The following is a 13,246-nucleotide window of genomic DNA, read 5'->3' on the forward strand; positions in this document are numbered from 1 at the left end:
ACCAGCCGCCGGTCGGTCCGGGACGCCTCGACGACCCCGTCGCGGGCCACGCCCACGCTGTGCCCGCCCAGCCGCACGAGCAGCAGGCCGACCCGGCGCGGCACCAGCAGGTGCGCGACCAGCGGCTCGATCGCGAGCCCGGCGACCTCTCCGGGGTCGGCGAGCGGCGGGTACGGCACCGCGCACGTCGCGGTTGCCCCGTCGGCCGCGGCCACGAGCACCTCGGCCGGCGCCCGGACGGTGCGGGCCACTCCCCCGTGCCGCCCGGCGAACCGGTCGTACCAGCCGGCCACCCGCTCCGGCTCGACCTCGACCGCGCGCCCGCCGCCCGCGACCGCCCTCGCCCTGCTCACCCGCCGACCGTACGCGGCCGCCCCGGTGGCCACTCGCGACTGCCCCAAAGGGCGCCCGCCGGACATACCGAAACCGGCGGATTTCCCAACACTTGGGAGCAACGACCCACCCGCCACGAGAGGTAGTCCACAATGGCCGGCCCGAAGATCAAGCAGCTGTTCTTCCAGACCGAAGGCGAGGGCTTCGCCCACGAGCACGGCGAGGCCAACTCCGCCGAGAAGGTGTACGTCTACCTGGAGCTCGAGAACGACGACTTCAACGAGACCGGCCCGTTCGGCGTCACCTTCACCGCGGGCGGCACCGTCCAGAGCGGCCAGTCCCACCAGAGCATGCAGGGCAACACCACCGACGAGGAGTGGTTCACCTGCGGCCCGCTGCACGCGGGCCACCACGAGCTCAAGATCACCCTCGAGCCCGAGGCCAGCGGCCACGAGTGGGACGAGCCCACCGTCGAGGGCAGTCTCTGGGTCAACGTCGTCCAGGCCCGCGCCAGCGCGATCCCCGACGACTCCGAGCACAGCCGCGACTGGGCGCTGGTGAACATCCTCGTCAACGCCGACAACTTCCTCGAGAAGCCGCTGACCGGTGCCCGCTTCTACGCCCGCATCGTCGACACCGACGGCAAGACCGCCGCGCACGACGGCGAGGTCGACGACGGCATCCTGTCCATCCCGCAGGTGTGGGCGCCGAAGAAGGACGCGACGATCAAGCTCTACGTGGACGCCCTGTACGGCAACGAGTACATGCGCCTGGAGGGCTCCGGCGACTTCAACGTCTCCGGCGAGGCGGTGAAGTTCAAGGCCGTGCAAGGGTTCCAGGACATCACGGTGAGCGCCAAGGACGAGCAGACCGCCGCGCACAAGGCCGGCGCCAAGGGCTCGGCGGGCCTCGACTGGAAGATCATCAAGGTCGGCGGCGAGATCTCCACAGAGGACAGTGACAGCCACACCACCGGCCGCACCGAGCAGTGGACCGTCCGCGTGCCACGGGACAACCTCAAGCTCACCCAGCTGGTCTGACGGGGCGAGGAAAGCGGCCGCCGCCGGCGCGAGGCACCGGCGGCGGCCGAATCGTCGGTCAGGACGTCACGGCGTGACGAACCCGTTGATGTGCAGCGAGACCGCCCGGATCGTGCCGGTGTCGGCACCCGCCAGGTCGAACGCGCTGAACTTCCAGTTCCCGTCCGCCGGGCCACGCAGCCCGGTGAACGGCTGGGTCGCCCGCCAGGTGCCGGTGTACGGCGCCTGGGACGTGGTCACCGACGAGAACGGCGCCGCGGCGCCGTCGGCGAACACGACCTGGCACAGGTTGTTCCCACTGCCGCCGTTGCGGCTGAACACCGTCGCGGTGGCGCCGGACGGCGAGGTGAGCGTGCCGACCAGGTCACTGACGTAGGTGTGGTCCAGCCCGACCGTGGTCGAACCCGTCGCGGTGCTACAGGTCTGACCGTCGATCGAGAACGTCACCTTCGACGCCGAGCCGATGCCGGTGACCGGGATCTGGACGGTCGCACCGACGGTGCTGTTGTCCGGGATCGCGACCGCTGGGCCGGTGTAGGCGAAGTCCACAGTGGTCGGTGACGGTTCGCCGATCTCGACCGGGAAGCCGGCCGTCGTCGGCGAGTAGGCACCGGCGAAGGTGACCCTCGTGTTCAGCACCACCGGCACACCCACCGGGTGCGAGGCCGGCACCGACAACGTGAACGACTTGACCGTCGTCGCGCCCTTGTCGATCGCGCCGTAGGACTGCGCCCGCGGCGTGATGGTCACGCCGGCGGTCGGGCTCGTCAGCACGACACTGGTGGACACGGCCGTGGCGTCGCCGTTGTTGGTCACCGGCAACGACACCGTGGCGGTGTCACCCGGGTGGATGTACTGACCGCCGTCGTTCGCGGTGACCTTCGGCGACTGGGCCTGGGCCAGCGGCTGGGGGCTCGCCCCGGTGTACTCCAGCACCTTGTCGGCCAGGACCACACCGTGCCCGCTGCGCCCGTCGAAGCCCGGCGCCTGGATGTCGACCGCGGAGTTGACCAGGGCCTCCCGCACCTCTGCCGGGTCGATGCCGGGGTTTCCGGACAGGACCAGGCCGGCGATCGCCGCCGCGTGCGGGGCGGCCGCCGAGGTGCCGAAGAACGGGTCGAACCCGTCCACGCTGGTGCGCACGCCGTCCGCGGCGGTGATGTCCGGCTTCTGCCGGACCTCGCCACCGGTGGCACTGACGTTGCCCGGCGTGATCGGGGTGCCGTCGGCCTCGTAGAAGACCTTCCGCGGCCCGTCGGAGGTGAACCGCTCCAGCGCCGTGTCGGAGCCGTAGGAGTTCGGGAACGGCCCGCTCGGGTTCGGCGGGTCACCCGGCTCCAGGTCGAACGGCTGCGGGTCGGCCGCCGGCGCCGCCGCGACGCTGAACGCGCCCCGGGCCGCCGAGTGGCCGAACGTGACGCCCGGCGTGTTGAACGCCTTCAGCCCGTCCGCGGAGTCGGAGAACCGGCCCCGCAGTGCGGACAGCGACAGGTAGCGGTCCGCGCCGGAGAACTTCACGATCGCCAGGCGCAGGCCGCTGCCGCCGAACCCCGGGGTGTTGACCCGCTCGTAGGCGTCCTGGGTGCCGTTCTGGTAGTCCTGGCTCATCGAGACGACGTTGCCGCGCGCGTCCAGCAGGTACAGGTCGTAGTCGTTGCTGGCGCCGCCGAGCGGGTCCGACCAGTTCAGCAGCACCGGCACGCCCGCGGACGAGGCGTCCGAGATCGGCTCGAAGACCTGCGTGCCGGGCCCCGGGTCGAAGTCGTGCGCGTACCCGGCGAACTTGCCGATCACCTGGCCGGAGTTGACGTAGTCACCCTCCCAGTGCGCGGCGGTGCCGTCGACGGTGTTGCCCTCGTTGCCGGCGGAGGAGAAGTACATGGCGCCGTCGGCGATCACGTCGTTCACGGCCTGGGCGATGATCCAGTCCTGGAACGGGGCTTCCTTGAAGTAGATGATGTCGTCGACGATGATGTCGCAGCCCCGGTCGAAGCGCAGCGCCCGGATGTTGTCGGCGAAGCTGGCGTCACCGTTGAACGCGGTCGCGAAACCGAGTTCCGCGTTGGGTGCCACGTCGTGGATGATCTCCAGCATCGCGGTGCCCTCGTCGCCCGAGCCCGCCTGGGTGGCCAGGACGTCGACGGCCGGCAGCTCACCGCCGGCCTGCGAGGTGGCCAGCGAGTCGACGCCGTCGGACAGGGCACAGATCTTCGCGCCCACGCCGGTGACGCCGATGGTGTCGCGCGCGGTGTCCGCGTTGTGCGCCCGGTCGCCCGCGCTGTCGATCGCGCCGGCCCGGTCGGCCAGCGCCGTCCGGGTGTTCTGCGCGATCCGCGCGTCCTTGGCCTCTTTGGACTCCGGCGCGGCCGGCTTGGCGTGCGGGTTGAGCTGGCGGGCGGTCATGGCGCCGCCGGCCACCTCGATCTTCTTGACGTCCGACCGCGCGGCGAGCGTGCCGAGCGCCGACATCGGCACCTCGGCGCGGACCGTGCCGTACCGAGTGGACACCGACTTGAGCGAGGCGCCCGCGTTGGTGAGCGCCTTGGTGAGGGTGTCGGTGACCGTGCCGCGGATGTCCACCAGGGTCTTGTTGCCGGTGACCTTGACGCCGGTCTGCAGCTGGGGCATGGCGCTGGTGGCCGCCCGGTTGCTCCTGGCCTTCATCTCGACCAGCAGCTTGCTGTCCACTTTGGCTTCGGTCTTGTTGGCGGCCTTCTTGATGTCCTGGAGCGCGCCGATCTGGCGGGCCGCGTTGTCGGTCGCGGCCGAGGCCTTCTGGTCCTCGGACGGCGGCGCGGCAGCCGCCGGGCTCGCCAGCCCGAGGACGGCGAGCAAGCACGTGGCGGTGGTCAACAGAACTCGAGATCTTCGTGATGCGCGTGCAGGTTTACGCACGGATTCCCTCCGCGAAATCCTCGGCCGTGCCCCGACAACACGACAGCCCAGCCGGGTATCCCGGTCGGCCCAAACCTATGGTTCGGTGCTTTCGAACACAGCGGCCATTCGGCTTAACCACACCAGGAGTGCGTTACCAATTGCCGCCTGTTAGCGAACTACAGCACGAAAGCGTCTGACCACGGCTGCGTACTGCGGCCGGACAGCGCGTCCAGGAGCGTCGCGGCCTGACTGTCCGTGAGCGACGCGACGAAATCGATCACTGCCCGTCCCCGGGCCAGCTCCCGGATCCCCGCTTCCCCTTGCGGTGGCTCGCCGACCGCGCCGACCAAAGTGGACATATCAGTCGCGGCGAGCGTGCTGTACTCGTGCTCGGCGAGCGCGACGAGGTCCTGCAGCCTGCGGGGCAGCCGGTCGGACTCGTAGCGGTCGGTGAGCCACTGCTCCAGCGCCTGCACGAGGGAGCCGAGCAGCCGGGCCTGACCGCGTTGGTGCAGCGCGAGATCCGGGCGGCGCAGCACGAACCGCCGGTGCACGAACTTGAGCACCTGCACCTCGTGCCACTGCGCGGGGGCGAGCAGCACGTGCCCGGAGCGGGTGGGCGGGTCGAGCACCACGCCCATGTCGGTGACGAGCCGGACGGTCCAGCCGGCGGAGAACCGGCCGACCGCCTGCTCGGCCTCGACCGAGCCGTCGAACGGGGTGGCGAGCAGGTTGTCGACGAGCTCGGTGCGCACCCGGGAGACCGCGGCGACGAACGCGTCGTCGTCGACGATCCACGAGTCGCGCCGGTGCAGCCGGCGGCGGAGCAGCTCGAGGGAGTAGCCGGGCCGCCGCGCGTGTGCGGTGAGCGTGGCGTCGGGCAGCTCGGCGAGCTCCAGCGCACCGGTGAGCCAGCGGCCCAGCTCGGCGGCGACCGGGGCGTGCTGCAGGACGCCGATGCGGTGGAAGTCCTCGAGGTCGTGGATGGCGTAGGCGATGTCGTCGGCGGTGTCCATGACCGACGCCTCGACCGTCTGCTGCCAGGGCTCGAGCCGGCCGGCGAACGGCTCGCGGGCCTGGATCAGGTCGTCGAGCTCGGTGACGTAGACGGAGAACTTGCTCGACCCGGTCCCCGGCTCGTCGGCGGGCTCGGACGCGCCACGCGGCGGGTCGGGCAGGTGCCGGGGGTGCGGGTCGGGGTGGGTCAGACGGGTCCACGGGTACTTGAGCATCGCGGCCCGCACGGCGGCGGTGAGGTCGAGCCCGACGGCGCTCGGGCCGCCGGTGTCGGTGGTGGTGACGATGCGCAGGCTCTGCGCGTTGCCCTCGAACCCGTCGGGCAGCCCGAAGCGGTGCCGGGCGAGCCGGTCGAGCACCTGCTCGCCGAGGTGGCCGAAGGGCGGGTGGCCGAGGTCGTGCGCGAGCCCCGCGGCCTCGACGACGTCCGGGTCGCAGCCGCCGAGCTGGTCCAGCAGCGGGGCGAGCCTCGGGTCGCCGGTCATCCGCTCGGCGATGGCGCGGCCGACCTGGGCGACCTTGAGGCTGTGCGTGAGCCGGTTGTGCAGCGGGGCCGAGCCGCTGGCGCTGACGACCTGGGTGACCCCGCCGAGCCGGGCGAAGAACGGCGAGGCGACGATGCGGTCGCGGTCCGCGCGGAACGGGCTGGCGGCGAGATCACCGGCCGTGCTGCCCGACCGTCGCGCTTCCCGTCCCTCACCCATGCCCGACGACCCTACTGTGCTGGGATCTTGGCCGTGAGGCCTGATGTCGTGGTGGCCGGCGCGGGGCCGGCGGGATGGGCGGTGGCGCACGCGTGTGCCGCCCGCGGGCTGCGGACGGTGCTGGTGTCGCCCCGGCCGTCGGCCGGCTGGCCGGCGACGTACGGGATGTGGGTGGACGAGGCCGCCTTGCTGCCCGCGGGGGCGGGGTACGTGGTCGCGCGGGCACGGGTGGTGGGCGCTCGGTCGCGATGGCTGGCGCGGGAGTACGCGGTGCTGGACAACGTCTCGGTGCGGGCCGCGTTGGCGCACCCGGAGGTCTCGGTGCTGGCGGGCCGGCTGGTCGACGGCACGGTCCAGCTTGCTGACGGCGGCACGATCGACGCCCCGGCGGTGATCGACGCGACCGGCGCCGCGCGGGCCGGGGCGCCCGAGCCGCCGGACGGTCGCGATGGCGGGCTCGCGAGCGACGACGCGGCAGGCAGCGGCCCGCCGGGCGGTCGCAGTGGCGGGCTCGCGGGCGACGGCGCGACAGGCAGCGGCCCGCCGGACGGTCGCGATAGCGGGCCGGCGAGGGGCCGCGATCGCTCGCCGGCGGGCGGCGGCGGGGTCGCCGGGCGGCGCCCTGGGTGGGTGGAGCAGACCGCGTTCGGGGTGCTGGTGCCGGCCGAGGTGGCGGCGCCGCTGGTCGGGCCGGGTGAGGCGGTGTTCATGGACTGGCGCCAGCCGCTGCCCGGTCCCGCGACGTTCCTCTACGCCGTCCCGCTGCCGGACGGCCGGGTGCTGCTGGAGGAGACCTCGCTGGCCCGCCGCCCCGGTCTGCCGTTCGCCGACCTGCGCGAGCGCCTGCTGGCCCGCCTGGCCACGCATGGCATCGACCCCGGCGACGCCGAGGTGGAACGCGTCCGCTTCCCCGTAGACCCGGGCCCACCAGCGAAAACACGCGGCTCACGCGCGCCCGCGGGGTGCCCGGCCCCCACCCGTTCCCGGGGGGCGCCCCTGATGCCAGTCTATCGGTCCGCACCGACGGAGCCAGGGGTCGCGCGGGGGCTGTGGACAACTTCGGGGCGCGAATGGAGAGTTGTGCCGTTCGGCGCGGCTGCGGGGATCGGGCATCCGGCCACCGGGTACAGCGTCGCGGACTCGTTGCGGTTGGCGCCGCTCGTCGCCGATGCTCTCGTCGAGGGTGGGCCCCCGGCGGCTCGGCGGGCGGTCTGGTCGTGGCGGGCGCGGGCGGTGCACCGGCTGCGGCGGGCCGGGCTGCATGCGCTCCTCGCGCTCGGGCCCGCGCAGACGCAGGAGTTCTTCGACCTGTTCTTCGGGCTGCCCGCGGACCAGCAACGCGCCTACCTGTCCGGCCGGGAGGACCTCGCCGGCACCGTGGCGGCCATGGCCGGGCTGTTCCGGGCCGCGCCCTGGTCGCTGCGGCGGGTGCTCGCGCGCCACAGCATTCACTCAGCGTGAGCGGCGGAACACGGCGCACCAAGCCCACGTTGCTGCACCATTTCGCCGGTGTGGTTGCGCCGATCCGGTGATTCCCGGCACTTCCTTCATGAACACTCGGTGACATCTGCTGCCGCCGACGAGAACCGCTGGGCAGGATGACGCCGTGGCCACCGCGCCCGGGGTCTCCTACGCGTTCCAACCCATGCTGAGCACCCGCACGGGACGGTTGATCGCGCTCGAGGTCCTCGCCCGCCCCGACATCGGCTCCGTGCACGACCTCCTGCGCCGCGCGGCACGCCAGGGCCGGCTCGTCGAGGCCGACATCGAGCTCGCCGTCGGCGGGGTGCACGCGGCGACCCAGCACGAGAACCGGCTCCCGCTGCACGTCAACGTCCTCGCGGTCACCGCCAGCCACCCCGCCGAGCTGCTCGAGGAGCTGCTCCCCGCCCTGCGCACGGCCGGCCGCCACCCCCGCGACGTCACCGTCGAGGTCACCCCGCCGTTCAGCGGGATCTCCCGCACGGCCCTCCTCGACGGGCTCAACCAGCTGCGCCGCCACGGGTTCGGCATCGCGTTCGACGGCGCAGGCGACGGCGACCTGCCGCTGTCGATCGTCGCCGACGTGGTGCCGGACATGGTCAAGCTCGACGCCTTCCTGCTGCGCGGCGTCCCGCACGACCCGGCCGTCGTCGCGGTCATCGAGGCGCTCATCCACCTCTCCGGCCGCACCGGGATCAAGGTCGCCGCGGTCGGCGTGGAGTCCGAGGAGCAGCTCATCGCGCTCAGCAGGCTCGGCGTCCCGGTCGCGCAGGGCAACCTGCTCGCCGCGGCCCGCCCCGGCACCCCGCTGTTCACCCCGCCGCAGGTCACCATGCTCACCAAGCTCGACTCAGCGCCGGGCTCGGCGGCCGGCGTGCCGCTGATCGCGGACCTGATCCGGCCCGCGGTCACCATGCCCGAGGGCGCCACCTCCGACGAGGTCCGGCACGCGTTCGCCGAGACGCCCGAGATCTCCGGCGTCGTGCTCATCGACGAGGACGCCAGGCCGCGCTGGTCGGTCGACCGCAGCCGCTTCCTCCTCGCGGTCACCGGCCCCTACGGCCACGCCCTGCACGCCGGCCGCCCCGCCGCCAGGCACGCCGACCGCCCCCGCCTGATCCGCGCCGACGCCACCAGCCAGCAGCTCCTGGAGTCGGTCGGCGAGTCCGAGGGCTCGCGCGCGGCCGACGACGTCGTGGTCGTCGACGCCGCCGGGCGGTGCATCGGCGTCGTGCGGATGACCGAGGTCGTGCGCGGGGTCGCCGACGCGAAGGTCGAGCAGGCCGCCGCGCTCAACCCGCTCACCCGGCTGCCCGGCACCGGCACGGTCGCCCGCGAGATCGACCGGCGCATCGGGCGCGGCGAGATGTTCGTGATCAGCTGGCTGGACGTGGACTCGTTCAAGGCGGTCAACGACACCAAGGGGTTCGCCGCCGGCGACGACCTGATCCGCACGGTCGGGATGGCGCTGTCCGACGCGGAGGCGACGCTGCCCGGCACCCGGGTCGCGCACGTCGGCGGCGACGACTTCCTCGTGGTCACCGACCTGGACGAGGTCGCCACCGTCGCCACCGAGCTGGTCGACCGGACCTGGACCGTCGACGACCTGACCGTCACCGTCTCGCTCGCGTCGCTGGTCTGCGCCGTGCAGTCGGTCGAGTCCTACCGCGAGGCGTCCCGGCTGCTCGCGCCGCTCAAGAAGCGGGCGAAGGCGGTCCCGAGCTCGAGCTGGGTGCTCGGCCGGCCCCGGTCGGACCGGGTCGAGGTGCTGCGCGGCCGCGCCCCGCACCCCGACCGCGACGACGGCCGGGCGATGGGCACCCCGGCCTAGACTCAGAGGATGCGGCGCTACTCACCGGGCCAGGTCGCCGAGCAGACCGGGTTCAGCATCGACACCCTGCGCTACTACGAGCGGATCGGCCTGCTGGACGACATCGAACGCAACTCCGGCGGCCAGCGCGTGTTCACCGAGGACGACGTGTCCTGGCTGATGATCCTGCGCTGCCTCCGCGAGACCGGCATGCCGATCCAGCGGATGGTGCGCTACGCCGAGCTCGCCCGCGGCGGCGAGGACACCATCGCCGAGCGGCTCGAGGTGCTCGAGGAGCACGACCAGGACATCGACACCAAGATCGAGCAGCTGCGCGCGGAGCAGGAGCACATCCGCGCCAAGATCGCCTACTACCAGCGCGAGCTGCACGGGACCGGGGCGGGCGCGGGAGCTAGCCGGGCGTGACGAACCCGGTCTCGTAGGCCACGATCACCGCCTGCGTGCGGTCCCGGGCACCGAGCTTGGCCAGCACGTTGCCCACGTGCGTCTTCACCGTCTGCACGCTCACGAACAGCTCCGCGGAGATCTCCACATTGGACATCCCGGTGGCCATCAGGCGCAGCACCTCGGCCTCGCGCTCGGTGAGGCCCGCGTGCGCGAGGCCGCGGCTCCGGTCCCGGCCGCCGTGCGTGGCCGCGAGCGCCCGGATCGCGGCGGGGAACAGCAGCGACTCGCCGCTGACCACCATGCGGATCGCCCGCACGATGTCCTCCGGCCGGGTCCGCTTCAGCAGGAACCCGTTGGCCCCGGCGCGCAGCGCGTCGTAGACGTAGTCGTCGTTCTCGAACGTGGTGACGACGAGGATCTTGGGTGGCGTCTCGACGGTCTCGACGATGTGCCGGCTGGCCTGGATGCCGTCCACCGCGGGCATTCGCACGTCCATCAGCACCACGTCCGGGCGCAGCTTGCGGACGAGCGGGAGCACCTCGGCGCCGTCACCTGCCTCGCCGACCACGGTGAGGTCGGGCTCCGCGTCGATGATCGCGCGCAGCCCCGCCCGGATCAGCTCTTCGTCGTCGACCAGGAGCACCGAGGTCTTGCCGTTCGTCGACCGTCTCATCCGCCCGTCCCCGTGGTCGTCCGCAGTGGGATCCTGACGCTGACGTGCCAGCGCCCGTCCTGCGCGCCGGCCGTCATCTGTCCACGCAGGACAGTGACGCGCTCGCGCATGCCGCTCAACCCGTGCCCGCCGCCCGCGCGCGCCACCCGACCGGCGCGCTCGGCCAGCGGGTTGCTCAGGTCCAGCTCGAGTCTGTCATCGCCGGCGACCAGGCGCAGCGCCACCGGCACCTTCCCCGCGTGCCGCAGCACGTTGGTCAGCCCCTCCTGCACGATCCGGTAGGCCTCCCGGGACACCGCGGGCGGCACGTCCGCGAGCGTTCCCTCCACAGTGGACTCAAGCTCGACGCCGGCGATGCGCGTCTTGTCCAGCAGCCGGGGCAGGTCCGCCAAAGTCCACTGAGGACTCGTCGCGGCACGTTCCTCGCGCAGCAGGCCCAGCACGTGGTCGAGGTCGGCCAGCGCGGCGCGCGCGGACTCCTCGATCGCGCCGAGCGCCTTGCGGGCGAACTCGGGGTCGTTGTCCAGCACCCGGCCCGCGGCGCTCGCCTGGATCGTGACCACCGACAGCGCGTGCCCCACCGAGTCGTGCAGCTCCCGGGCGAGCCGGTTGCGCTCGGCCAGCTGCTCGGTGCGCCGCTCCAGCTCGACGAGCCGCTCGGCCGCGGTGGGCCCGAGCAGCTGCGGGGCCAGCCGGCAGAACAACGCGCCGCTGCCGGCGACGACGTGGACGAGCACCAGCAGCGCCACCAGCCCGGCGGCCGGCACCCACACCCCGGCCCAGCCGGTGGGAAGGTGGAGCGGGATGCCGAGCATGTTCAGCCGGCCGGTGAACGGCGTCGCCAGCGACACCGCGACGGTCGGCGGCAGCGTGAGGGTGAGGACGCCCACCACGCCGCCGGCCAGCAGGTGCAACACGAACCAGCCGGCCCCGAGCCACCGCGACGGCCAGGACGTCGCCGGCCGGGTCGCGTGCTCGGGGACCCGGTCGCCGAGCAGCTCCCGCGCGGCGGTGCCCTCGATCACCCGGACCGCGGGGATGAACGCCATCAGCACCATCGCGCCGAACACCAGCGCCAGCGTGAGCGCCACGACCAGCAGCGGCTGGCTCGCCACCGGCTCGGGCAGGATCGAGGGCAGGACCGTGGCGGCGAGCAGCATGAACGGGACCAGCACGGCCCCGCCCAGGACGAGGTACACCCATCGCCGGTAGGTCGACGGGCGGACCAGCACCCCGAGTAGTCCCGCCACGTGCCGATCCTCGCAGACCTGGCCGCGACCGGCCCTCCCCCACGCGACCCGGGACGCTCCCTCGCAGGGTTGACCCGCGTTAGGCTCCCCGGGGCGGGCAGAACAGTGAGGGGCGGATGACACAGGACTCGGCGGGCGGCGACGATCCGGAGCGGACCCAGTCGGTCGACGTGCCGAACCGGCCGGTCGACGGGCCGACCCAGTTCATCGAGGAGCCGACGCAGTCCTTCGACGACCGGACCGTCGCCCTCGGCGCGGACTCCCCCACGACCACCGGCCCGACGGTCGCCTCCTGGTCGCTGGACGAGCTCATGCAGCCGCCGCCGGGACCGCTGGTGTGGCGGACCGATCCGCACCCGGCGTTCGACAACACCGGCCTGCGGGAGACGCGGAGCGCGGCGTACTACGTCTCGCTGACCATCGCCGTGATGCTGGTGGTGGTCCTGATCGGGGTGCTCGCGTTCCTGTCGGTCAACCGCCCGGTCACCTCGGTGGCCGGGTCCGCGACCGGCCTGCCGATCCCGGAGCTGCCCTCGCCCACGAGCTCGACGCCGCCCGCTCCCCCGTCCTCGTCCGGGCCGCCGGCCGCCGACCCGCTCGGCGACCTGGTGCGCCACCCGCTGTCGTCCTCGACCGCGACGATGGCCCAGCTGTCCTGCGCGCTACCGAAGTTCGACCCGGCCGACGCGGCGCAGGCGACGTTCTACGAGGCGGCGAAGGTCTGCGCGGACGGCGGTTTCGGCGGCCTGCTGCCGGCGGCCGGCCTGCCCGCCGTGCCGGTGCGGGTCGTGACCGTCCAAGGTGGACCGGCCGACACCCCGTGCGGCGCGGTGCAAACCGCGGACCCGGCCACCCAGTGCCAGGGCACCGTCTACATGACACCCGCGCACCTGCGCGACGGCGAGGGCCTCGACCGGTTCCCGGGCAAGTACTTCGGGGTGTTCCTGCGCGAGTACGCGAAGGCGGTGCTGTTCGGCGCGGGCGTGACCGAGCTGGTCGAGAAGGTGAAGGAGGAGCCCGACGTGCCGGGCGACCTCGACGACCGCCTGGCCCGCCAGGCCACCTGCCTGGCCGGCATCGCGTCGGGCGCGATGGCCGGCCTCGGCTCCGTGGACACGAACATCACGAACGAGATCCGCGAACGGCTCACGTCGGTGGACGCCCCGTCGGAGGCCGACACCTGGCTGACGAAGGGCTTCCAGTCCCGTCAGCCCGCGTCCTGCAACACCTGGCAGTGAGCCCGAAGCGAACCATTCAGCACCGTGAGCGGGAGCGCCGGAGCGTTCGCCGTCTGGACGCGTGAGCGGGAGCGACGGAGCGTTCGCCGTCTGGACGTAGGAGAAGCGCAGGCGCGCCAGCGCCGAGCATCGCACGGAGGAAGACGGCGAGTAGCGGAGAAGCGAAGCGAACCATTCAACACAGGAGCGTTCGCCGTCTGGACTGACGAGCGCGCGCAGGCGCGCCAGCGCCGAGCACGTGAGGAGGGAAGACGGCGAATAGCGGAGGAGCGGAGCGAACCGTTAGATCGTGAAGCCCAGGGCGCGCAGCTGCTCGCGGCCGTCCTCGGTGATCTTCTCCGGGCCCCACGGCGGCATCCAGACCCAGTTGATCCGGAAGTCGCCCACGAGACCGCCACCCGGACCGGCGGTGAG

The 13,246-nt window shown here is 72.9% G+C and carries 9 protein-coding genes and 2 pseudogenes; 5 read left to right on the forward strand and 6 right to left on the reverse strand.

Going from position 1 to position 13,246, the window contains the following annotated elements; all coding sequences use genetic code 11:
* Positions 1 to 353, reverse strand: a pseudogene (locus VGD70_RS35700) (hypothetical protein); the annotation flags it as partial.
* A 132-nt stretch (positions 354 to 485) separates the two neighbouring features.
* On the opposite strand from VGD70_RS35700, the gene VGD70_RS35705 reads away from it, so the two are divergent.
* Positions 486 to 1,373, forward strand: coding sequence for a hypothetical protein (locus tag VGD70_RS35705; protein ID WP_331089384.1), 888 nt, complete (start codon positions 486 to 488; stop codon positions 1,371 to 1,373).
* 66 nt (positions 1,374 to 1,439) lie between these two features.
* Here VGD70_RS35705 and VGD70_RS35710 read toward each other — a convergent pair whose 3' ends face one another.
* A complete protein-coding gene (locus VGD70_RS35710) occupies positions 1,440 to 4,226 on the reverse strand; it encodes a S8 family serine peptidase (RefSeq protein WP_331089386.1) in 2,787 nt (928 codons plus the stop codon).
* 200 nt (positions 4,227 to 4,426) lie between these two features.
* Positions 4,427 to 5,971, reverse strand: coding sequence for a dGTP triphosphohydrolase (locus tag VGD70_RS35715; protein WP_331089388.1), 1,545 nt, complete (start codon positions 5,969 to 5,971; stop codon positions 4,427 to 4,429).
* Between the two features lie 33 nt (positions 5,972 to 6,004).
* On the opposite strand from VGD70_RS35715, the gene VGD70_RS35720 reads away from it, so the two are divergent.
* The 3 genes from VGD70_RS35720 (at position 6,005) to VGD70_RS35730 (ending at position 9,689) form a co-directional block, all read left to right on the forward strand.
* Positions 6,005 to 7,432, forward strand: a complete 1,428-nt coding sequence (locus tag VGD70_RS35720; protein ID WP_331089390.1) for a lycopene cyclase family protein — start codon at positions 6,005 to 6,007, stop codon at positions 7,430 to 7,432.
* Positions 7,433 to 7,577: 145 nt separating this feature from the next.
* The gene (locus VGD70_RS35725) at positions 7,578 to 9,284 is read left to right on the forward strand and encodes a GGDEF domain-containing protein (RefSeq protein ID WP_331089392.1); all 1,707 of its coding nucleotides are present in this window, start codon (positions 7,578 to 7,580) and stop codon (positions 9,282 to 9,284) included.
* Positions 9,285 to 9,293: 9 nt separating this feature from the next.
* The gene (locus VGD70_RS35730) at positions 9,294 to 9,689 is read left to right on the forward strand and encodes a MerR family transcriptional regulator (RefSeq protein ID WP_331089394.1); all 396 of its coding nucleotides are present in this window, start codon (positions 9,294 to 9,296) and stop codon (positions 9,687 to 9,689) included.
* Here the strand turns inward: VGD70_RS35730 and VGD70_RS35735 are convergent.
* Positions 9,676 to 10,344, reverse strand: a complete 669-nt coding sequence (locus VGD70_RS35735; protein ID WP_331089396.1) for a response regulator transcription factor — start codon at positions 10,342 to 10,344, stop codon at positions 9,676 to 9,678. The two genes, VGD70_RS35730 and VGD70_RS35735, sit on opposite strands and share 14 nt — an antisense overlap.
* Positions 10,341 to 11,594, reverse strand: a complete 1,254-nt coding sequence (locus VGD70_RS35740; RefSeq protein WP_331089398.1) for a sensor histidine kinase — start codon at positions 11,592 to 11,594, stop codon at positions 10,341 to 10,343. Before VGD70_RS35740 ends, VGD70_RS35735 begins: the two co-directional genes overlap by 4 nt.
* Before the next feature lie 116 nt (positions 11,595 to 11,710).
* Here VGD70_RS35740 and VGD70_RS35745 point away from each other — a divergent pair, with 116 nt between their 5' ends.
* A complete protein-coding gene (locus VGD70_RS35745) occupies positions 11,711 to 12,832 on the forward strand; it encodes a hypothetical protein (protein WP_331089400.1) in 1,122 nt (373 codons plus the stop codon).
* Positions 12,833 to 13,114: 282 nt separating this feature from the next.
* On the opposite strand, the pseudogene VGD70_RS35750 reads toward VGD70_RS35745, so the two are convergent.
* A pseudogene (locus VGD70_RS35750) lies at positions 13,115 to 13,246 on the reverse strand (metal-sulfur cluster assembly factor); the annotation flags it as partial.

Origin of the sequence: Actinophytocola sp. (assembly GCF_036402745.1) — a bacterium.
In the GTDB taxonomy this organism is placed as follows: domain Bacteria; phylum Actinomycetota; class Actinomycetes; order Mycobacteriales; family Pseudonocardiaceae; genus Actinophytocola.